Below are 19,984 nucleotides of genomic sequence, written 5' to 3' on the forward strand. Positions count from 1 at the left end.
GCCTGACCGGAAAATACGATTGCGCTGATGCTATCAGAGACGCAGGCGCCCGCCACGACTGCGTGCCGTGCCCAACCCGTGAGGCAACAGGCTTGAACGGGTGTGCGCATGGCAAATGGCAATGGCCAGGGCGTCGGAGGCGTCGATCTGCGGTTTTGAGGTGAGCTTGAGCATGTGCATGACCATCATCTGCACCTGCTCTTTATTGGCAGCGCCGGTGCCGACCACGGCCTGTTTGACCTGGGTCGCCGTGTACTCGGCGATTTCCATGCCCTCCTCGGCCCCTGCGACGATGGCAGCGCCACGGGCCTGGCCGAGTTTCAATGCCGAGTCGGCGTTCTTGGCCATGAAGACTTTTTCGATGCCCATGGTCACCGGCCCGTAGGTCTGGATCACTTCACGCACGCCGCGATAGACAATCTGCAGGCGCTCAGCCAACTCGCCGGCGCCAGTGCGGATGCAGCCCGAAGCGACGTAGACGCAGCCGCGCGGGGTGTGTTGCACCACACCAAAACCGGTGATGCGCGAACCGGGGTCGATACCTAGGATTAAAGTCATAACGCCTGCGGGTTGGATGAAAACAATTTTGATACAGGGAAAATCCAATGTGGGAGGGGGCTTGCTCGCGAAGGCGGTGTATCAGTTCATGCATCTATAACTGACGCACCGCCTTCGCGAGCAAGCCCGCTCCCACATTTTGATCTACATCGTCCTTCAGGTGAGCTGCTCGGCTACCGATTCGGGGATGTCGGCATTGGAATACACATTCTGCACGTCATCCAGGTCTTCGAGCATATCCAGCAGCTTGAGCACTTTTTGCGCACCATCCAGGTCCAACTCGGCGCTGGTGGTCGGCAGCATCACGATTTCAGCGTCCGTACCTTTGAAACCGGCAGCCTCGAGCGCGTTACGCACGGCGTAGAAGCTGGCAAACGAGGTAAACACGTCGATCGAGCCATCGTCATTGGTGACGACGTCGTCGGCATCTGCCTCCATCGCCGCTTCCATCAGCGCATCCTCATCCACACCCGGCGCGAAGGAGATCTGGCCCTTGCGCTCGAACAGGTAGGCCACCGAACCGTCGGTACCGAGGTTGCCGCCACACTTGCTGAACGCATGGCGCACGGCGGCGGCCGTGCGGTTACGGTTGTCGGTCATGCACTCGACCATCACCGCCACGCCACCCGGACCGTAGCCCTCGTAGGTCAGCTCGACCATGTCGTCGGTGTCGGCAGCGCCAGCACCACGGGCCACGGCGCGGTCGATGATGTCGCGACTCATGTTGGCGCCCAACGCCTTGTCCAACGCCAAACGCAGACGCGGGTTGGAACCCGGGTCACCACCGCCCTGACGGGCAGCGACGGTCAGCTCGCGGATCCACTTGGTGAAAATCTTGCCTTTCTTGGCATCCTGACGCTCTTTGCGGTGCTTGATGTTCGCCCACTTGGAATGGCCAGCCATAACACAACTCCGAAATTCTCTAGAAACCTTGATCAATCCCGCCCCAGGCAGGAATTCCCTCTTTTAAACGCAAAGGCGCATCCGAAGATGCGCCTTTTTGACTGCCTACCACTTTATCGCGCTTTCACGCAGCAGCCTTACTCAGCCTTTGGCGTCTCGCGCAAACGGATATGCAGCTCGCGCAATGCCTTGGCATCCACCACACCCGGTGCCTGGGTCATGACGTCCGCAGCACTCTGGGTTTTCGGGAAGGCGATCACTTCACGGATCGACTGGGCGCCAGTCATCAGCATCACCAGACGGTCCAGGCCGAAGGCCAGGCCACCGTGGGGCGGTGCACCGTATTTCAGGGCGTCGAGCAGGAAGCCGAACTTCTCTTCCTGTTCCGCTTCATTGATGCCCAACAGGCGGAAGACCGCTTGCTGCATCTCCTTGCGGTGGATACGGATCGAACCGCCGCCGAGTTCAGTGCCGTTGAGCACCATGTCGTAGGCACGGGACAACGCGCCTGCAGGGTTGGCTTCCAACTCTTCGGGCGAGCACTTCGGCGCGGTGAACGGGTGGTGCAAGGCGCTGAAGCTACCGTCGTCGTTCTCTTCGAACATCGGGAAGTCAACGACCCACATCGGCGCCCACTTGCAGGTCAGCAAGTCCAGGTCGTGGCCCAGCTTGATGCGCAGCGCGCCCAGGGCTTCGCTGACGATCTTGGCCTTGTCGGCACCAAAGAACACGATGTCGCCATCCACTGCGCCCACGCGATCGAGGATTGCGTTGAGGTTGTCCAGCGGAATGTTTTTCACGATCGGCGATTGCAGACCGTCAACACCGTTGGCGCGCTCGTTGACCTTGATGTACGCCAGGCCCTTGGCACCGTAGATGCCGACGAACTTGGTGTAGTCGTCGATCTGCTTGCGCGGCATGCTCGCGCCACCAGGCACGCGCAGGGCGGCGATGCGGCATTTAGGGTCGTTGGCCGGGCCGCTGAACACCTTGAAGTCGACTTCTTTCAGTTGGTCGGCTACGTCCACCAGCTCCAGCGGGTTACGCAGGTCTGGTTTGTCGGAACCGTAGCGGCGCATGGCTTCTTCGAAGGTCATGTGCGGGAACTCGCCGAATTCCAGGTCCAGCACTTCCTTGAACAGGTTGCGGATCATTTGCTCGGTCAGGCCCATGATCTCTTTTTCATCGAGGAAACTGGTCTCGATGTCGATCTGGGTGAATTCCGGCTGGCGGTCGGCGCGCAGGTCTTCGTCGCGGAAGCACTTGGCGATCTGGTAGTAACGGTCGAAACCGGCGACCATCAGCAGTTGCTTGAACAGCTGCGGCGATTGCGGCAAGGCAAAGAACGAACCGGCGTGGGTGCGGCTAGGCACCAGGTAGTCACGTGCACCTTCCGGGGTGGCCCGGGTCAGGATCGGCGTTTCTACATCGAGGAAGCCGTTCTCGTCGAGGAAGCGACGGATGCTGGTGGTCATGCGCGAACGCAGACGCAGCTTCTCGGCCATTTCCGGACGACGCAGGTCCAGGAACCGGTAGCGCAGGCGGGTTTCTTCGCCAACGTCGGAGTATTCGTTGAGTGGGAACGGCGGGGTTTCCGACTCGTTCAGCACTTCAAGCTCGTAGCCCAGCACTTCGATGCCGCCGGACGCCATGTTCTTGTTCACCGCACCGGCCGGACGCAGGCGCACCTTGCCGGTGATCTTCACCACGTACTCGCTGCGCACACGGTCAGCGGCGGCGAAGCTCTCGGCGCGGTCCGGGTCGAACACTACTTGGGCCAGGCCATCACGATCACGGATATCGAGGAAGATCACCCCGCCGTGGTCGCGGCGACGGTGAACCCATCCGCAAAGGGTAATTTCCTGACCTTCCAGGGTCTCGTTCAGTTGGCCGCAATAGTGGCTGCGCATCATGGTCGTGGTTTCACTTCTCGTAATTCGTAATTCGGTGGAGGCCTGCCTCGTCACCGTACATTAAAGCAGGGGACGGATAATGCAGGAGCCTGCGCGTAGAGTTCAACTCAGTCTGCTTTGTCGCCGCCCGCCAAGTTCTTCTTCGAGCCGGTCTTGAAGTCGGTCTCGTACCAGCCGCTGCCGCTCAGGCGGAAGCCTGGCATGGACAACATCTTCTTGAGCTCGGGCGCCTGGCAGGCTGGGCAATCGACCAGCGGCGCTGCGCTGATCTTCTGAATGGCTTCCAACTGATGACCACAGGAGGCACATTGATAGTCGTACATGGGCATGGCGATGTCTCGGCGATCAGATCGTTACTGCGCCACGCCTGCCCCTGAGGCGAAGCCCAGGCATGCGCAGCAAAGCGCGGGATTATATCTGGTAAATCGAGGCAGCGCAGCCGGCTTTCTGCCCGGAGCCTTGCCCTTCTGCACAGCGGGCAGGCCCCGGAACCACCGATTCACTCCGCGTCAGGCGAGGCCGCACGGCCTTTTAACAGGTGAACCACGCACACCACCCTCACCAGCCCACTGAAGTTCTTCACGCCGCCATACCGCAAGTGCACCTCCCGATCGACGTAGGACAGCAACGCACTGACCGAACAGGCATTGAGCCTGGCTATTTCCGTGAGGATGTTCCAATAGATCTGCTCCAGACGCAGACAGGTTGAAAAACCATTGAGCCTGACTGATCGGGACAATGGCCTGGCCAGCCCCATATCGAACCCTTTGGAAAACGGATCGACCTTTATCTTATGAAAACCGCAGGTTTCCATCACTCCACTACCCACTCCGCATGACATACACCTGACACTCCATTGCCAAACACTGGCCCACGGGTCACTCCCATTGGGCGATGGGCCTATGGAACAGCAGGAGCGCGGGGCACAGCCAGAAGACGCGGAGTTGATGGTTGTAGGACAACGCTAGCAAGCGCGCAGAAACAGGCGAGCGACGCCAGGGCGGCGCCGCTCAGGCTTGTACTTACTTGGCTTCGAGCAGGGAGCGCAGCATCCAGGCGGTTTTCTCATGCACTTGCATGCGCTGGGTCAGCAGGTCAGCTGTCGGCTCATCACTGACTTTGTCGAGCAATGGAAAAATGCCGCGCGCGGTGCGTGTGACCGCCTCCTGGCCCGCTACCAGCTGCTTGATCATCTCTTCTGCGCTGGGTACGCCCTCTTCTTCCTTGATAGAAGACAGACGGGCATAGACCGAATAGGCACCCGGGGCCGGGAAACCCAGGGCGCGGATACGCTCGGCAATGGAGTCAACCGCCAGCGCGAGTTCGTTGTACTGCTCCTCGAACATCAAGTGCAGCGTGCGAAACATCGGCCCCGTGACGTTCCAGTGGAAGTTGTGGGTCTTCAGGTACAGTACATAGGTATCGGAAAGCAGTCGTGAAAGCCCATCGACGATGGATTTACGATCTTCTTCACTGATACCGATATCGATTGCCATGTTCATCCCCTTCAATTGACAAGCATTTATTGAGCAGGTGCAGACCCACTCTAGCAAGAGAGCCGCTGATGCGCAGCCCGACAGGGGTAAGGTGCGGCAAATTGCCCTGCACTGCCTAAATTACCTTCACAGGCAAGCCCTCAAGCTGGGTAGGAATTTTGCCTGCAGCCCGCTCAAAACACGCGCACCTGTCTAGCACAAGCATTTGACGCAGAAATGCCCAAAGCCTTGCAACACCGGGCAATGCTTGATTTGAGTAGGCACGGCCTTTGCTGTTAAATAGAGGGCGTGCTGCCGCCGTTATTTCCACGGCGCGCGGCATAGGCTGATACCAACGCACGTGCCCAACGCCTCCCATTGTTCAGAAGCGAACCGTGCCAGTCAGCTCTTCCTTGTGATCCGTCTTAACGTGAGTTAATCAAAATGTTGAAAATCGTCCACCTGCTAACGGGCGTTGCAGCTCTGCTGCTGTCCTTTATCCCAAGCCTGCAGCCTGAAAGCCTGCCCTACCTGCAACAGCATGATGCTTTGTACCTGGCCTTGTTCGGCCTTCTTAACCTGACGCTCGCACCCGTAATCCCTTACTGGAACAAAGGCACGCGTCATCAACTGCAAAACCTGGTCAGCGCGCTGCTGGTACTGACCGTTGTCGTCCAAACCCTCACCCTCCTGGCCCCTATGCCTGAAGTCGGCGGCCACCCGGCCATCCTGCTCAGCCTGGTGATTGCTGTGGTTGCCATTGCTCTTCACCTGGCCATCAGCTTCTACCGCTCGTCCCCGGCGGCCGCATCGCAAAACTACGACATGACCAACCGCGATACCGGTACCGTCAAGTGGTTCAACACGTCCAAAGGCTTCGGCTTTATTTCCCGTGATTCGGGCGACGATATCTTCGTCCACTTCCGGGCCATTCGCGGCGAAGGTCATCGCGTCCTGGTGGAAGGCCAGCGTGTGGAGTTCTCCGTCATGAATCGCGACAAAGGCCTGCAAGCCGAAGACGTGATCGCTGCACTGCCGCGTCGCTGACTCCAGCCTTCGCTGCAAAAAAAACCGCGATTCAGCCTGGCTGGATCGCGGTTTTTTGTTGCCTGCCGATCAATAGTGAGGCGGCGGCGCTTCTTCTTCGGATGACTCGAACTGCCCGCCCATTTCTTCCTGACGCTTAAGCAACGCCGTCATCTGCAATTGCAGGCGTTCAACCGCACGCTGCTGAGCGACCAGGATGTCATTGAGGGTCTCGATGGTGTCGTCCTGGAAGGCCAGGCGGCTTTCCAGGTCGGTGACGCGGTCTTGCAGATCCATGATTCAGCCCTGGGTAAAGATGAAGTCGGCAGGCAGCAGCTCACGCAGGCGTGCACGCATGTCGTCTGCCTGCGCTTGTGTATAAGGCCTGGCCGGATGCTTGCCCCACACCGGCGCAGGCCAGGCGGCGTCATCCCGCGTTCGTACGATCACGTGCACATGCAACTGACTGACAACGTTACCCAACGCACCAATATTCATCTTGTCGGCGGCCAGGCCAGCGCTCAGCCATTGCGCCAGGGCCGTCGTTTCCTGCCACAGCGTCTGCTGGTCGGCGACATCCAGTTGAAATACTTCGCTGATACCGTTGATACGCGGCACCAGGATGAACCAAGGGTAGTTCGAATCATTGGACAACAGCAGGCGGCACAGCGGGAAGTCCCCGATGACCAGTGTGTCTTGTTGCAGGCGTTGATCTAAGGCAAACACCACGGGTACTCCGTTCGGCAGGTCAGGTTCAGGGCGCCAGCATACCGTTGAATGCCCCTGGCTTCACGGCGAATGCTTGCCTCGCCAGGCAACCTGATAAAAAAACTGCACCCTTTCGAGGCAGGCGAATAATTGAGCTACGCTAAATCGGGCCTCACAGGGCCGCACCAAAATGACCCACTCGTGCCTCAAAGGGATCCGCCGATTACCCACTCAGAGGGGTGAACCGGTAACATTTTTCTACAGCACGGTTTTTTTTCTCACCAAACAGGGATAACACGAACACGTCAACCCTAAATAAAACGGCGTAAAAAGCCCGTACTTATGAGGTTTTTACGTGGGTTTCACGTTTTTCACGAAAAAATCACATTCGGCTGGCCGTTTGTGCACGCTTGTTGCATTAACCCTTTTATCGTCGGCAACGACACCCGTTCGGAAGCAGGTGTTTCGCGATAAAAGAACAGCGGCGTTTCAATGCGTATCAGGGAAGAATTCGAACTTCGAAAGGCGTTTGAAAAACAGTATTGAAGTTGTCAGTCCCGTGACACTCGGACTGTGAATTTGCGACATGGAGCTAGCAATTTACGACAGCCTCGTAAAGAAGCTGAAAGGAAAGTTGGGTAAGTATCGTCATTAGAGTCTGCGTGATATAACTTTGCGCCGACACAAAAAGAAAGAGCCGCCCAGATAAAAATACAGGTGGGACGGCAGTACTCTTCCTAAAACCAAAGGAGCAAATCACGATGCGCGTGATGAAGTGGAGCATGATCGCCCTGGCTGTTTCAGCAGGCACCTCGCAGTTCGCAATCGCGTCCTCCCAGGACGACGCCAAGGGCTTTATCGAAGATAGCACCCTGACCGCGAAAACCCGTGCAATGTACATGAACCGTGACTACAAGGACGGCGTGGGCAACGTGCGTCGTGGTAACGGTACCTACACCACCGGCACCGACGACAAAGTCAGCGGCTACCGTGAAGACAGCGGCATCAGCGAGCTGCTCAACTATCAATCCGGCTTTACCCAGGGCACCGTCGGCTTTGGTGTCGACGCCATGGCCATGGGCAGCTTCCGACTCGACGGCGGCGCGGGCCGTGCCGGTAACGGCCTGTTCGGCACCAATGGTGCCGGCGACCCCGAAACCACCCAGTCCAAAATTGGCGGCGCGGCAAAAGTCCGTCTCTCCAACACTGTTCTGAAATACGGTAACCAATTCGTATCCAGCCCGGTATTCACCACCGACGACGGTCGTCTGCTGCCTGAAGTCGCCACCGGTACCTTGATCACCAGCAACGAGATCAAAGGCCTGGAATTGATCGGCGGCCGCTTCACCGCGTTGAGCGCACAAACCGGCATGGGCCGCGACAGCATCAACGGTCGCAACCGTGTTACCGGCGAGCAAAACCCAGGGCTGAGCTCAGCGAACATCGTTGGCGCAACCTACTCGGGTTTTGACAACCTGGTTTTGGCCGCGCACGCGTCCGATATTGAAGACTACTGGAAGAAGCAGTACGTCAACGTCTTCTACACCCTGCCGCTGAGCGACAAGCAATCGTTGAGTTTCGACTTCAACGGCTACCGCAGCAAGGACGACGGCAAGAAGCTGGCCGGCGACTTGGACAACCGCGTCTGGAGCCTGGCAGCTGCCTATAGCATCGACGCCCACAAGTTCACCCTGTCTTACCAGAAGTCTTCGGGTAAAACCGGTTACAACTACGGTGTAGACGGTGGCGGTACCGTTTACCTGGCCAACTCCGTGCAGATCTCTGACTTCGTTGGCAAAGACGAGAAGTCCTGGCAGGCTCGCTACGACCTGAACATGGCCTCCTTCGGCGTGCCGGGCCTGAGCTTCATGACCCGCTACATTCGCGGTAGTGACGTTTCCGTTGAGGATTCCAGCGACGGCAAAGAGCACGAGTGGGACGTAGAAGCCAAGTACGTACTGCAAGAAGGCCCGGCCAAGGACCTGTCGTTCCGTCTGCGTAACGCGATCTATCGTGGCACCAACAGCGATTACCGCGCGACCAACTACGACAACCTGAACGACCTGCGTCTGATCGTAGAGTACCCACTGAGCATCTTGTAATTTAAGTGCCCAGTTGATTGCGCGGACGCGCAACGCAAATAAAAACCGACGCCCGAATCAGGGCGTCGGTTTTTTTTGCCTGACAGAAGGCGTATCAACACGAACACTCACTTAAATAGCAAGCTAACTAAGTAAATCACGTTTACTAGTTGTGATACTCGGCGCTGATTTGAACTTGGTAGTTACCAGGACCTAACAATAAACAAGGGGCCTCAAGCCCCTTGTCTTAGACAGCATTAGTTGACCGAAAGGCCAAGTAGTCTGAATGGCGTATTACACCGCAGCTTCCTGAACCACGCGAATCACCCGTTGCGGGAAAGGAATATCGATTCCCGCCGCCTTTAAACGATCACGTGCCAGTTCATTAAGCATGAACACCACATCCCAATAATCAGGGGTGTTGGTCCAGCAACGCAGGGAAACCGTGATCGAACTATCGCCCAAGGTCGACACCACGGCTACCGCGGCAGGGTCGGTCAGCACACGCGGATCTTTTGCCAGTTCCAGCAGCACTTCACGGGCTTTTTGCAAGTCGGCGTTATAGTCCACACCCACGTCAAACACCACCTTGCGGGTCGGTTGACGGTTGGTGTTGGTGATGATGCCGTTGGACAAGATGCCGTTCGGCACGATAACGGTTTTGTTGTCGCCGGTACGCAGCACGGTGTGGAAGATCTGGATGCTGTCGACAGTACCCGAGGTGCCCTGGGCTTCGATCCAGTCACCAATGCGGAACGGGCGAAACAGCAGAATCAGCACGCCGCCGGCAAAGTTCGCCAGGCTGCCCTGCAGCGCCAGGCCGATGGCCAGGGTTGCGGCGCCGATGGCCGCCACGAACGAGGTCGTCGCCACACCAATCATCGAGGCCACACTCACAATCAGCATGACTTTCAGCGCAATGTTCGCAAGGCTGGTGATGAAGTGTTGCAGCGCCAGGTCCGCGTTGCGGATGGCCAGTAAGCGTCCGACCCGGTGGGTCAAAACGTTGATCAGCCACCAGCCAATGGCCAGGGTGATCACCGCCAGCAATACGCGGCTGCCGTATTCCATGATCATCGGGATCCACGACTGCGAGGTCTTGATCAAGTGATCCATTTCAGCGTTTAAATCCATGTGGTTTCTCCTGTGTGGCGGATATGCGGCTTTATTGACAGCCTAAAAACGCAAATGAGCCCCGTAGGGCTCAAGTGTAGGCGCAGGTTCTGGGGCGTGGGACGTCAAAATCGCCTACTGGTTCCCCAAAGTGCCATCAGTCGCGGAAGTTATTGAACTGCAGCGGCATGTCGAAGGTCTTGGCACGCAGGGCCGCGATGGCCTCTTGCAGGTCATCGCGCTTCTTGCCAGTGATACGAACCTGCTCACCCTGGATGGCTGCCTGGACTTTGAGCTTGGCATCCTTGACATGGGCGACGATTTTCTTCGCCAGCTCCTTGTCGATACCTTCCTTGAGCACAGCTTCCTGCTTCATCAGCTTGCCGGAGGCGTAGGCATCTTTGATTTCAAGGCACTGCGCATCGATCTTGCGCTTGACCAACGACAGCTTGAGGATTTCGATCATCGCTTCCAGCTGGAAATCGGCTTCAGCGGTCAGGTTGACGGTCAGTTCCTTTTCCTTGAATTCGAAGCTGCCCTTGCCTTTCAAGTCATAGCGACGGTCCAGCTCCTTCACGGCGTTCTCGACGGCGTTGGTGACTTCGTGTTTGTCCAGTTCGGATACCACGTCGAACGAAGGCATGTGATTTCTCCAATATAAGGGGCGGACTCAGTAGAGATGGAGCGCGCCCGAGCTAAAATGCCGGGGCATTATAGCGGTTCTTTCGCCCCGTTCACCGCAGGCGATCCTTTGGAGTACAAACTGATGTCAACCACCTGGCATATTCTCGGCGCCGGCAGCCTGGGCACACTCTGGGCCACGCGCCTGGCTCGCGCCGGTGTGCCCGTAAGGTTGATCCTGCGCGACGAGACGCGCCTGGCCAGCTACCAGTCGAGCAAAGGGCTGACCCTGGTGGAACAAGGCATAGAGCATACGTACCCGGTGATCGGCGAAACGCCTGACAGTCCCGAGCCGATTCGTCGCCTGCTGGTGGCGTGTAAAGCCTACGACGCCCAGAGCGCTGTCGCTCAGTTGCAACACCGCCTGATGCCGGACGCCGAACTAATCCTGCTGCAAAACGGCCTTGGCAGCCAGGATGCAGTTGCCGCGCAGTGGCCCCACGCACGCAGCCTCTTCGCCTCCAGCACCGAAGGTGCGTTTCGCGACGGTGATTGGCGTGTGGTGTTCGCCGGCCATGGCTACACCTGGCTCGGGGACCCGGGCCACCCTACTCCACCGCTGTGGCTGGACGACCTGCGCGCTGCCTGCATCCCCCACGAGTGGAGCACCGATATTCTTACGCGGCTGTGGCGCAAGCTGGCACTCAATTGCGCGATCAACCCGTTGACCGTGCTTTACCAGTGCCGCAACGGCGAACTGCAAGCCCATCAATGCGAAGTGGCAACCCTGTGCGCCGAACTCGGCGAACTGCTGGAATGTTGCGGCCAACCCGCCGCTGCGCAGGACCTGCAACACGAAGTGGAACGGGTAATCCACGCCACCGCGGCCAATTACTCCTCGATGTACCAGGACGTCGCCAACGCCCGGCGCACCGAAATCAGCTACCTGCTGGGCTATGCTTGTCAGGCGGCCATCCGCCATCAATTGAACCTGCCGCATTTACAACAGTTGCAGGTACGCTTGATCGAGTTGTTGGATGCACGCGGATTGCCCCGCGACTGAAGCACGCGCTACCCTGCCCGCCTGTCTATCACCTGGGAAAACCCTGATGCCGTTGCGCCAGCGCCTCGAAAATCTACCGGTAGGGCAGAAACTGCTGGCCGCCCTGCTGGTGTTGTTGACCACCGTGTTGCTGGTGGCCAACCTCACCTTTATCAGCGCCGCGTACTGGATCTCCCAGGAAAGCATGGCCCCCCAGGCCTTGCAGGCCATCGGACGCCTGGTCTCCAACCCGGCCCTCGCTGCTGAAGCACTCGAATCCCCGGCCAAGGCCAACGCCCTGCTCAATGAACTGACCAGTTATTCGCCGTTGCGCGCCGCCGCCTTGTATGACGGCGAAGGTAACCGTTTGGCGCAGATGCAACACGGTGATCGCCTGCACCTGCCGGACAACTACCGGCATATCGAAGCGTGGCGCGTAACCGAATTTCGCAGCAACCAAGTGATTACCCTGCCTCGCCCCGGCCAGCCTTCCGGACATTTGCTGCTGGTGGCCAGCAGTGAACTGCCAGTGGCGTTCTATACCGGCACGCTGACCGCCAGCCTGGGCATCCTGATTTTCAGCGTGCTGCTGTGGCTGATCATCGCCCGGCAGATCAAGCGCCTGATCACCCGGCCGATCCATGAACTGGAAGAACTGTCGCGCCAGGTGACTCGCGAAGAGAACTACGCCCTGCGCGCCGGCCGTGGCAACCACGATGAAATCGGCAGCCTGGCCGAAGCCTTCAACACCATGCTGTCGCGCATCGAAGCTCGCGAACAGCAGCTCAAGCGCGCAAGGGACGACTCCCAGGCCGCTTATGACCAAGCCCAAGGCCTGGCAGAAGAAACACGCCACACCAACCGAAAACTGGAACTGGAAGTCCAGGTTCGCAGCAAAATCGAGAAAAAACTCACGGGTTTTCAGAATTACCTGAACAGCATCATCGACTCGATGCCCTCGGCGCTGATCGCCCTGGACGAGCAGCTCTACGTCACCCAGTGGAACCAGGAAGCCAGTGCGCTTTCCGGGACGCGCCTGGATGAAGCCTTGAACCAGCCGATTTACCTCGCCTTCCAACCGCTCAAGCCGTACCTGCCGCAAATCAAGGCCACCGTTGAGCAGCACACGGTGGAGCGTATCGAGCGTGTCACCTGGATCAAGGACGACGAGCCAAAACATTACGCACTGACCTTTTACCCACTGACGGGCGGTGCCGGGCGCGGCGTGGTAATCCGCATCGATGACATCACCCAGCGCCTGTCCCTGGAAGAAATGATGGTGCAGTCGGAAAAAATGCTTTCCGTCGGCGGGCTGGCTGCTGGCATGGCACATGAGATCAACAACCCGTTGGGGGCGATCCTGCACAATGTGCAGAACATCCGCCGCCGCCTCTCCGCCGATTTGCCCAAGAACCTGGAATACGCCGAACAGGCGGGTATCGAACTGGAAACGGTCAACCGCTACCTGGAGGGCCGCGAGGTACCGCAACTGCTCGATGGCATCCAGCAAGCCGGGGCACGGGCAGCCAAGATCGTCACCCATATGCTCAGCTTCAGCCGCCGCAGCAACCGACAGATGGCGCCCTGCGACTTGCCGGCGCTGATCGATCAGGCCGTTGAAATTGCCGGCAACGACTTCGACCTGGCCATCGGCTTCGACTTCAAGGGCCAGGCCATCACTCGCCAGTTCGACCCGCAACTGGGCCCCGTGCCCGGCACCGCCAACGAGCTGGAACAAGTGCTGCTCAACCTGCTGAAAAACGCGGCCCAGGCCATTCACCTGCGCGAAGACGATCGCGAGCCGGGGCGCATCATCCTGCGCACCCGCCTCAACCCACCGTGGGCGGAAATCCAGGTAGAAGACAACGGCATCGGCATGAGCGAAAACGTGCGCAAGCGCACCTTCGAACCGTTTTTCACCACCAAGGAAATCGGCCAGGGCACCGGGCTTGGGCTGTCGGTGTCGTACTTCATCATCACCAACAACCACAAAGGCCAGATGGAGGTGCACTCGACCCTCGGCCAAGGCACCTGCTTTACCCTGCGTATCCCCTTGGCCGGCAGCCAACTGCCGCCCTACGAACTGACCCAACTGGAGCACTGACCATGGGCTTTCGCCTGTCGAAGATTTACACCCGCACCGGAGACCAGGGCGAAACCGGCCTTGGTGACGGCCGCCGCGTGCCCAAGGACCATCCACGGGTGGAGGCCATTGGCGAGGTCGATACGCTGAACAGTCAATTGGGATTGCTGCTGGCTTACCTTGAAGCGCTCGGTGGACAGCATCCCGGCTTACAGGACGTGATAGAGGTGCTGACGCCGTGCCAACATCGCCTGTTTGACCTGGGCGGTGAGCTGGCGATGCCGGTGTACAAGGCCTTGAATGCGGCGGAAGTGGACCGGCTGGAAGCGGCGATCGATCGCTGGAATGAAGAGGTGGGGCCGCTGGAAAACTTCATCTTGCCCGGCGGCTCAGCGTTGATCGCCCAGGCTCATGTGTGCCGCAGCCTGGCGCGCAGTGCGGAGCGGCGGTGTCAGCAGTTGAATGCGGTCGAGCCGTTGGAAGGGGTGGGGTTGGCGTATATCAATCGGTTGTCGGATTTGCTGTTTGTGGCGGCCAGGGTGATTGCCAAGCGCCAGGGGGTGGCTGAGGTGTTGTGGCAGGCGGCCGCGAAGCCACACTGAGGTTTTTTGGGTGACCTTTAGGGCCCTATCGGGGGTTTGCCCCCGATAGGGCCAGTCAGGACAATATCAACCCTCAGGCCAGAATGCCCGAATCCCAGCAACACCCTGAGCCCCGGCCTCCCAAGCCTGTTCCCGCTCAGCAGGGCCAACCCCGCCCAGCAGAAACACCGGTTTGCTGAACCCACGGATCAGCTCCGCCGCCTGCTCCCAACCCAATGGCTGGGCATCCGGGTGAGTCTGGGTCGGTTGCACCGGTGACAGCGTGACAAAATCCACGCCCATCAACTCGGCCAACGCCAGTTCTTCAGCGTTGTGGCACGACGCCGCCAACCAACGATCCTTCGGCAATGGCCGGCCCTTGCTCGCGTATTTGCGCAATTGGGCCGAGGTCATGTGCCAGCCGGCGGACGGAAAATCCCCCAGCCATTCGAACGGCCCCTTGAGCATCAACTGCGCCTTGCCGGCACACAGCCCTACCGCATCCACTGCCAGGTCGCGGTATTTAGGATCGTAACCGTTGGGCGCACGCAGTTGGACCAGCTTGATGCCGCCCGCGATAGCCTTCTGAATCCCGCGCAACAACGTCGGGGTTTCCAGCTCGCCGGGGGTAATCAGGTAATCGGCGGGCAGGCGTGCGGCGGCAATGATCGGCGCGTTGGCCGCCGGGAATTCATAATTGATCAGATCCCGAGGCGCAACCCACTCCAAGGGTTGCCCTTCGGCACCGTGCGGTTCACCCGTGAACGCTGAAACTTCCCAGACATCCAGCAACACCTGCTTGTCGGGGTAGTCATGCTGCACCTTGATCAACGGCCGCGCCGTGGTGACCTGGATGCCCAGTTCCTCCTGCAATTCACGGGACAAGGCCGCAGCGACTGACTCGCCCGCCTCCACCTTGCCACCGGGAAACTCCCAGAGACCGCCCTGATGCTGGGTATCGGCGCGGCGTGCCAGCAGGATCCTGCCATCGACACCGCGGATCACCGCTGCTGCTACATGCACTCGTTTCACCGCGCTTATCCTCCAGGCTTAGGTACGGTATTCCGCGTTGATCTTCACGTACTCGTGGGACAGGTCGGTGGTCCAGATGGTTTCGCTGCACTCACCGCGACCCAACTCGATGCGGATGGTGATTTCTTCCTGCTGCATCACCGCTGAGCCCTGGGCTTCGGTGTAGCTCTCGGCGCGGGCGCCACGGCTGGCGATGCACACATCACCGAGGAACACGTCGATCTTGCTCACGTCCAGGTCCGGCACACCGGCACGACCCACAGCGGCCAGGATGCGGCCCCAGTTCGGGTCAGACGCGAACAACGCCGTCTTGATCAGCGGCGAGTGCGCCACGGTGTAGCCGACATCCAGGCATTCCTGGTGATTGCCGCCACCGTTGACTTCAACCGTCACGAACTTGGTGGCGCCCTCGCCGTCGCGCACGATGGCCTGGGCCACGTCCATGCACACGTCGAACACAGCCTGCTTCAGGGCGGCAAACAGCGGCCCGCTGGCGCACGTGATTTCCGGCAGATCGGCTTGGCCGGTAGCGATCAGCATGCAGCAGTCGTTGGTCGACGTGTCGCCGTCGATGGTGATGCGGTTGAACGACTTGTTGGCGCCGTCCAGGATCAGGCTGTGCAGCACGTCGCGGGAGACTTTGGCGTCGGTGGCAATGTAGCCGAGCATGGTCGCCATGTTCGGGCGGATCATGCCTGCGCCTTTGCTGATACCGGTCACGGTGACCGTCACGCCATCGTGCACGAACTGGCGGCTCGCGCCTTTTGGCAGGGTGTCGGTGGTCATGATGCCAGTCGCGGCAGCCGCCCAGTTATCCACAGACAGGTCATCCAGCGCGGCTTGCAGGGCGCCTTCGATTTTCTCGACCGGCAGCGGCTCGCCGATAACACCGGTGGAATACGGCAGCACTTGGCTGGCATCCACGCCGGTCAACTGGGCCAGCTTGGCACAGGTGCGCGCAGCGGCGACCAAACCAGGCTCACCGGTGCCTGCGTTGGCATTGCCGGTGTTGGTCAGCAGGTAGCGGATAGAGCCGGCAACGCGCTGTTTGGCCAGGATCACCGGAGCAGCGCAGAAGGCGTTAAGGGTGAACACACCGGCGACGGTCGAACCTTCGGCACAGCGCATTACCACCACATCCTTGCGCCCTGGGCGCTTGATGCCGGCCGACGCGATACCGAGTTCAAAACCGGCAACCGGGTGCAATGTGGGCAAAGGACCAAGACCAACAGCCATGAATGCGCTCCTTAAAATAGGTGATGTCTGTGCCGTCGTGATCGACGGTGAAATTAATGGCAAAACGCCGCGACGGCAAAGGCCGGTCGCGGCGCGGGGTGTTGCAGCGTCAGGCGAAAATCTTATTCGATCTGGCCGTGGCAGTGTTTGAATTTCTTGCCCGAACCGCAGTAGCACAGTTCGTTGCGGCCCAGCTTCTGATCATTGCGCACTGGCGTCTGGGCCAGGGCCACATCGACCTCTTCGCCCAATACTTCAGGCGCTTCCAGACCCGGTGCTTCGTCATGCTGGAACTGCATGCGTGCCGCCAGGGCTTCGGCTTCCTGACGCAGGCGAGCTTCTTCCTCGATCGGGTCTTCGCGACGCACCTGAACGTGGGAGAGCACACGAATCGAATCGCGCTTGATCGAATCCAGCAACTCGGAGAACAGCGTGAACGACTCGCGCTTGTACTCCTGCTTCGGGTTCTTCTGGGCATAGCCACGCAGGTGGATGCCGTGACGCAGGTGATCCATGGTCGACAGGTGGTCTTTCCACAGGTCGTCCAGCACGCGCAGTACGATTTGTTTCTCGAAGGTGCGCAGCGCTTCGGCACTCGCCTGCTCTTCTTTCTCGTTGTACGCGGCCAGCAGCTCGGTCATCAGCTTCTCGCGCAGCGTCTCTTCGTACAGGTGATCGTCTTCGTCGAGCCATTGCTGGACCGGCAGGTCGACACCGAAGTCGTTCTTCAGCGCCGCTTCCAGGCCGGCAACATCCCACTGCTCTGGCAGGGACTGTGGCGGAATGTGTGCGCTGACGGTGGCGTTGAGCACGTCCTGACGGAAATCGGCAATGGTCTCGCCAATGTTGTCGGCGGCCAGCAACGTGTTACGCATGTGATAGATCACTTTACGTTGTTCGTTGTTGACGTCGTCGAACTCAAGCAGTTGCTTACGAATGTCGAAGTTACGGCCTTCAACCTTGCGCTGGGCCTTCTCGATGGCGTTGGTCACCATGCGGTGCTCGATCGCTTCACCGGACTGCATGCCCAGGGCCTTCATGAAGTTCTTCACCCGATCCGAGGCAAAGATACGCATCAGGCTGTCTTCCAGGGACAGGTAGAAGCGGCTGGAACCGGCGTCACCCTGACGGCCGGCACGGCCACGCAGTTGGTTGTCGATACGGCGCGATTCGTGACGCTCGGACGCGATCACCTGCAGGCCACCGGATTCCAGCACCGCCTGGTGACGTTTCTGCCAGTCGGCCTTGATCTGGGCAATCTGCTCAGGGGTCGGGTTGTCCAGCGAAGCCACTTCCACTTCCCAGTTGCCGCCCAACAGGATGTCGGTACCACGACCGGCCATGTTGGTGGCGATGGTGAGTGCGCCTGGGCGACCGGCCTGGGCGATGATCTCGGCTTCTTTTTCGTGGAACTTGGCGTTGAGGACCTTGTGCTCGATGCCTTCCTTGTTGAGCAGGTTGGACACGTGCTCGGAAGTCTCGATGGTCGCGGTACCCACCAGGATCGGGCGGCCTTGGGCCATGCCGTCCTTGATGTCGTTGATGATCGCCGCGTATTTCTCTTCGGCGGTCAGGAACACCAGGTCGTTGAAGTCTTTACGGGCCAGCGGCTTGTTCGGTGGAATCACCATCACGGCCAGGCTGTAGATCTGGTGGAATTCGAACGCTTCGGTGTCGGCCGTACCGGTCATGCCGGACAGCTTGTTGTACAGACGGAAGTAGTTCTGGAACGTGGTGGAGGCCAACGTCTGGCTTTCAGCCTGGATGTTGAGCACTTCCTTGGCTTCGATGGCCTGGTGCAGGCCTTCGGACAAACGTCGACCCGGCATGGTACGGCCGGTGTGTTCGTCGACCAGTACCACTTGGCCATCCTGCACGATGTATTCGACGTTGCGATGGAACAGCTTGTGGGCGCGCAGGCCGGCATAGACGTGGGTCAACAGGCCCAGGTTGTGAGCCGAGTACAGGCTTTCGCCTTCAGCCAGCAGGCCGATCTGGGTCAGCATGTCTTCGACGAACTGGTGGCCGGCTTCGTTGAGTTCGACCTGGCGGGTCTTCTCGTCGATGGAGAAGTGACCTTCTTTGGTCACCACGCCTTCCACTTCTTCGATGTGCTGCTCCAGGCGCGGGATCAACTTGTTGATCTCGGTGTACAGGCGCGAGCTGTCTTCGGCCTGGCCGGAGATGATCAGCGGGGTACGGGCTTCGTCGATGAGGATGGAGTCGACTTCGTCGATCACGGCAAAGTTGAGTTCGCGCTGGAATTTTTCATCCATGCTGAACGCCATGTTGTCGCGCAGGTAGTCGAAGCCGAATTCGTTGTTCGTGCCGTAGGTAATGTCGCAAGCGTAGGCAGCGCGCTTCTCTTCCGGCGGCTGGAACGGCGTTACCACGCCGACGGTCAGGCCGAGGAACTCATACAGCGGGCGCATCCAGTTGGCGTCCCGGCGGGCCAGGTAGTCGTTCACCGTCACAACGTGCACGCCCTTGCCGGACAGTGCGTTGAGGTAAACACCCAGGGTTGCCACCAGGGTCTTGCCTTCACCGGTACGCATTTCGGCAATCATGCCTTCATGCAAGGTCATGCCGCCGATCAACTGGACGTCGAAGTGGCGCATGCCCATGACACGTTTACCGGCTTCACGGGCGACCGCAAAGGCTTCGGGCAGGAGCTTGTCGAGGGTTTCACCTTTGGCTATGCGGGCCTTGAACTCTTGGGTCTTGGCGCGCAATTGCTCGTCCGACAGGGCAACCATCTGCTCTTCGAAGGCATTGACCAACTGCACCGTCTTGAGCATGCGTTTGACTTCGCGCTCATTCTTGCTTCCAAAAAGTTTCTTTAACAAAGGCGCAAACATATCGGCAGGTTCTTCCACACATAGGGATGGAGGGCGCACCGTGAGTGGCCCGAGCAGCCCTCACGGCCGCATGCGAACGCGCATTCTACCCGGAATCGTGGGTGAGGAAAGTGGCGTTGTTCCCCGATGCTGGCATGGTGCTGTGAGAGGGCTTGTTTAAAATAAGGGCTTTTGCGCGAACTTCAACCCATAGAGCCCATTGATTTCATGGACAAAGCCTCGGCGATGCATTGCCCGGGGCCGGATAGACGGGTTCTGCTAAGATGGCAGCTCTGTTGCTTAAGGTGTCCAATAATGGCATTTCGCCCTCTTACAGCCCGCGCGCCCAGCGTGTTGCTTCGCGAAGCCAAGCCGTTGAAAGCCATCTTTGGCCATGCGCAACGCTTGGGCCATTTGCAACGCCTGCTCGAAAGCCAACTGCAACCCGCCGCCCGCGAGCATTGCCATGTGGCCTCTTGGCGTGAAGGTAATTTGCTATTGATTGTCACGGACGGTCACTGGGCGACCCGTTTGCGCTATCAGCAAAAACGCCTGCTGCGTCAACTGATGGCATTCGATGAATTTGCCAGCCTGACACGCATCCAGTTCAAAGTGCAGCCATCGACCGTGCAGCAAAGCGCAGTCGGCCACACCCTGGACCTTTCAGAGAATGCGGCCGAGACCATTCAGGCCACAGCCGACGGGATCAGCGATCCAGCCTTGCGCGCTGCACTTGAGCGGCTGGCCGCCCATGGCAAGCCCAAGGCCTGAAGCG

19 protein-coding genes are annotated in these 19,984 nt (G+C 59.2%); 6 read left to right on the forward strand and 13 right to left on the reverse strand.

The features are described 5' to 3' along the window. Positions 1 to 33: 33 nt before the first annotated feature. The 6 genes from ruvC to PspS35_RS23410 form a co-directional block, all read right to left on the reverse strand. Positions 34 to 558 carry a crossover junction endodeoxyribonuclease RuvC gene (gene ruvC / locus PspS35_RS23385; RefSeq protein WP_024077147.1) on the reverse strand — a complete coding sequence of 175 codons (525 nt, stop codon included), beginning with the start codon at positions 556 to 558 and terminating at the stop codon, positions 34 to 36. A gap of 156 nt (positions 559 to 714) precedes the next feature. Beyond that, positions 715 to 1,461 carry a YebC/PmpR family DNA-binding transcriptional regulator gene (locus tag PspS35_RS23390; RefSeq protein ID WP_159936977.1) on the reverse strand — a complete coding sequence of 249 codons (747 nt, stop codon included), beginning with the start codon at positions 1,459 to 1,461 and terminating at the stop codon, positions 715 to 717. Positions 1,462 to 1,598: 137 nt separating this feature from the next. Next, positions 1,599 to 3,374 carry an aspartate--tRNA ligase gene (aspS, locus tag PspS35_RS23395; protein ID WP_159936978.1) on the reverse strand — a complete coding sequence of 592 codons (1,776 nt, stop codon included), beginning with the start codon at positions 3,372 to 3,374 and terminating at the stop codon, positions 1,599 to 1,601. 107 nt (positions 3,375 to 3,481) lie between these two features. Continuing rightward, positions 3,482 to 3,703: a zinc ribbon domain-containing protein gene (locus PspS35_RS23400; protein ID WP_010208103.1), complete on the reverse strand. Its 222-nt coding sequence runs from the start codon at positions 3,701 to 3,703 to the stop codon at positions 3,482 to 3,484. Between the two features lie 170 nt (positions 3,704 to 3,873). Continuing rightward, positions 3,874 to 4,215, reverse strand: a complete 342-nt coding sequence (locus PspS35_RS23405; RefSeq protein WP_159936979.1) for a ribbon-helix-helix domain-containing protein — start codon at positions 4,213 to 4,215, stop codon at positions 3,874 to 3,876. 181 nt (positions 4,216 to 4,396) lie between these two features. Then, on the reverse strand, positions 4,397 to 4,870 hold the full coding sequence (locus PspS35_RS23410) for a Dps family protein (RefSeq protein ID WP_159936980.1): 474 nt from the start codon (positions 4,868 to 4,870) through the stop codon (positions 4,397 to 4,399). A 423-nt stretch (positions 4,871 to 5,293) separates the two neighbouring features. Here PspS35_RS23410 and PspS35_RS30590 point away from each other — a divergent pair, with 423 nt between their 5' ends. Beyond that, positions 5,294 to 5,896: a cold-shock protein gene (locus PspS35_RS30590; RefSeq protein WP_032890906.1), complete on the forward strand. Its 603-nt coding sequence runs from the start codon at positions 5,294 to 5,296 to the stop codon at positions 5,894 to 5,896. A gap of 69 nt (positions 5,897 to 5,965) precedes the next feature. On the opposite strand, the gene PspS35_RS23420 is transcribed toward PspS35_RS30590, so the two are convergent. Both PspS35_RS23420 and PspS35_RS23425 read right to left on the reverse strand, forming a co-directional pair. Beyond that, positions 5,966 to 6,172 (reverse strand): SlyX family protein, encoded by a 207-nt coding sequence (locus tag PspS35_RS23420; RefSeq protein ID WP_010169958.1) that lies wholly within the window; start codon positions 6,170 to 6,172, stop codon positions 5,966 to 5,968. Between the two features lie 3 nt (positions 6,173 to 6,175). Continuing rightward, positions 6,176 to 6,601 carry an HIT domain-containing protein gene (locus PspS35_RS23425; RefSeq protein WP_159936981.1) on the reverse strand — a complete coding sequence of 142 codons (426 nt, stop codon included), beginning with the start codon at positions 6,599 to 6,601 and terminating at the stop codon, positions 6,176 to 6,178. A 743-nt stretch (positions 6,602 to 7,344) separates the two neighbouring features. On the opposite strand from PspS35_RS23425, the gene PspS35_RS23430 reads away from it, so the two are divergent. After that, positions 7,345 to 8,685 (forward strand): OprD family porin, encoded by a 1,341-nt coding sequence (locus tag PspS35_RS23430; RefSeq protein WP_159936982.1) that lies wholly within the window; start codon positions 7,345 to 7,347, stop codon positions 8,683 to 8,685. Positions 8,686 to 8,958: 273 nt separating this feature from the next. Here the strand turns inward: PspS35_RS23430 and PspS35_RS23435 are convergent, their stop codons facing one another. After that, on the reverse strand, positions 8,959 to 9,798 hold the full coding sequence (locus tag PspS35_RS23435) for a mechanosensitive ion channel family protein (RefSeq protein WP_159936983.1): 840 nt from the start codon (positions 9,796 to 9,798) through the stop codon (positions 8,959 to 8,961). A 136-nt stretch (positions 9,799 to 9,934) separates the two neighbouring features. After that, the gene (locus tag PspS35_RS23440) at positions 9,935 to 10,420 is read right to left on the reverse strand and encodes a YajQ family cyclic di-GMP-binding protein (RefSeq protein WP_003209785.1); all 486 of its coding nucleotides are present in this window, start codon (positions 10,418 to 10,420) and stop codon (positions 9,935 to 9,937) included. A gap of 123 nt (positions 10,421 to 10,543) precedes the next feature. Between PspS35_RS23440 and PspS35_RS23445 the strand changes: the two genes are divergently transcribed. The 3 genes from PspS35_RS23445 to PspS35_RS23455 are packed head-to-tail and all read left to right on the forward strand — an operon-like array spanning position 10,544 to position 14,125. Next, complete coding sequence (locus PspS35_RS23445) at positions 10,544 to 11,461, forward strand: putative 2-dehydropantoate 2-reductase (protein WP_159936984.1); 918 nt, start codon at positions 10,544 to 10,546, stop codon at positions 11,459 to 11,461. A 46-nt stretch (positions 11,462 to 11,507) separates the two neighbouring features. Continuing rightward, a complete protein-coding gene (locus tag PspS35_RS23450) occupies positions 11,508 to 13,544 on the forward strand; it encodes an ATP-binding protein (protein ID WP_159936985.1) in 2,037 nt (678 codons plus the stop codon). Positions 13,545 to 13,546: 2 nt separating this feature from the next. Next, positions 13,547 to 14,125 carry a cob(I)yrinic acid a,c-diamide adenosyltransferase gene (locus PspS35_RS23455; RefSeq protein WP_159936986.1) on the forward strand — a complete coding sequence of 193 codons (579 nt, stop codon included), beginning with the start codon at positions 13,547 to 13,549 and terminating at the stop codon, positions 14,123 to 14,125. 66 nt (positions 14,126 to 14,191) lie between these two features. Here the strand turns inward: PspS35_RS23455 and PspS35_RS23460 are convergent, their stop codons facing one another. The 3 genes from PspS35_RS23460 to secA form a co-directional block, all read right to left on the reverse strand. Beyond that, positions 14,192 to 15,136, reverse strand: coding sequence for a Nudix family hydrolase (locus PspS35_RS23460; RefSeq protein WP_159936987.1), 945 nt, complete (start codon positions 15,134 to 15,136; stop codon positions 14,192 to 14,194). Positions 15,137 to 15,154: 18 nt separating this feature from the next. After that, positions 15,155 to 16,372, reverse strand: a complete 1,218-nt coding sequence (argJ, locus tag PspS35_RS23465; protein ID WP_159936988.1) for a bifunctional glutamate N-acetyltransferase/amino-acid acetyltransferase ArgJ — start codon at positions 16,370 to 16,372, stop codon at positions 15,155 to 15,157. Positions 16,373 to 16,494: 122 nt separating this feature from the next. Next, a complete protein-coding gene (gene secA / locus PspS35_RS23470) occupies positions 16,495 to 19,230 on the reverse strand; it encodes a preprotein translocase subunit SecA (RefSeq protein ID WP_159936989.1) in 2,736 nt (911 codons plus the stop codon). A 294-nt stretch (positions 19,231 to 19,524) separates the two neighbouring features. Here secA and PspS35_RS23475 point away from each other — a divergent pair, with 294 nt between their 5' ends. Then, positions 19,525 to 19,980, forward strand: coding sequence for a DciA family protein (locus tag PspS35_RS23475; protein WP_159936990.1), 456 nt, complete (start codon positions 19,525 to 19,527; stop codon positions 19,978 to 19,980). Positions 19,981 to 19,984: the final 4 nt, after the last annotated feature.

Source organism: Pseudomonas sp. S35 (genome assembly GCF_009866765.1).
GTDB lineage: Bacteria > Pseudomonadota > Gammaproteobacteria > Pseudomonadales > Pseudomonadaceae > Aquipseudomonas.

Coding starts and splice junctions, on each gene's coding strand:
- PspS35_RS23430 (WP_159936982.1), top strand. CDS start 7,345: ATGCGCGTGATGAAGTGGAGCATGATCGCCCTGGCTGTTTCAGCAGGC.
- PspS35_RS23445 (WP_159936984.1), top strand. CDS start 10,544: ATGTCAACCACCTGGCATATTCTCGGCGCCGGCAGCCTGGGCACACTC.
- PspS35_RS23450 (WP_159936985.1), top strand. CDS start 11,508: ATGCCGTTGCGCCAGCGCCTCGAAAATCTACCGGTAGGGCAGAAACTG.
- PspS35_RS23455 (WP_159936986.1), top strand. CDS start 13,547: ATGGGCTTTCGCCTGTCGAAGATTTACACCCGCACCGGAGACCAGGGC.
- PspS35_RS23390 (WP_159936977.1), bottom strand. CDS start 1,461: ATGGCTGGCCATTCCAAGTGGGCGAACATCAAGCACCGCAAAGAGCGT.
- PspS35_RS23435 (WP_159936983.1), bottom strand. CDS start 9,798: ATGGATTTAAACGCTGAAATGGATCACTTGATCAAGACCTCGCAGTCG.
- argJ (WP_159936988.1), bottom strand. CDS start 16,372: ATGGCTGTTGGTCTTGGTCCTTTGCCCACATTGCACCCGGTTGCCGGT.
- PspS35_RS23440 (WP_003209785.1), bottom strand. CDS start 10,420: ATGCCTTCGTTCGACGTGGTATCCGAACTGGACAAACACGAAGTCACC.
- PspS35_RS23400 (WP_010208103.1), bottom strand. CDS start 3,703: ATGCCCATGTACGACTATCAATGTGCCTCCTGTGGTCATCAGTTGGAA.
- PspS35_RS23420 (WP_010169958.1), bottom strand. CDS start 6,172: ATGGATCTGCAAGACCGCGTCACCGACCTGGAAAGCCGCCTGGCCTTC.
- PspS35_RS23475 (WP_159936990.1), top strand. CDS start 19,525: ATGGCATTTCGCCCTCTTACAGCCCGCGCGCCCAGCGTGTTGCTTCGC.
- PspS35_RS23410 (WP_159936980.1), bottom strand. CDS start 4,870: ATGGCAATCGATATCGGTATCAGTGAAGAAGATCGTAAATCCATCGTC.
- aspS (WP_159936978.1), bottom strand. CDS start 3,374: ATGATGCGCAGCCACTATTGCGGCCAACTGAACGAGACCCTGGAAGGT.
- PspS35_RS30590 (WP_032890906.1), top strand. CDS start 5,294: ATGTTGAAAATCGTCCACCTGCTAACGGGCGTTGCAGCTCTGCTGCTG.
- ruvC (WP_024077147.1), bottom strand. CDS start 558: ATGACTTTAATCCTAGGTATCGACCCCGGTTCGCGCATCACCGGTTTT.
- secA (WP_159936989.1), bottom strand. CDS start 19,230: ATGTTTGCGCCTTTGTTAAAGAAACTTTTTGGAAGCAAGAATGAGCGC.
- PspS35_RS23405 (WP_159936979.1), bottom strand. CDS start 4,215: ATGTCATGCGGAGTGGGTAGTGGAGTGATGGAAACCTGCGGTTTTCAT.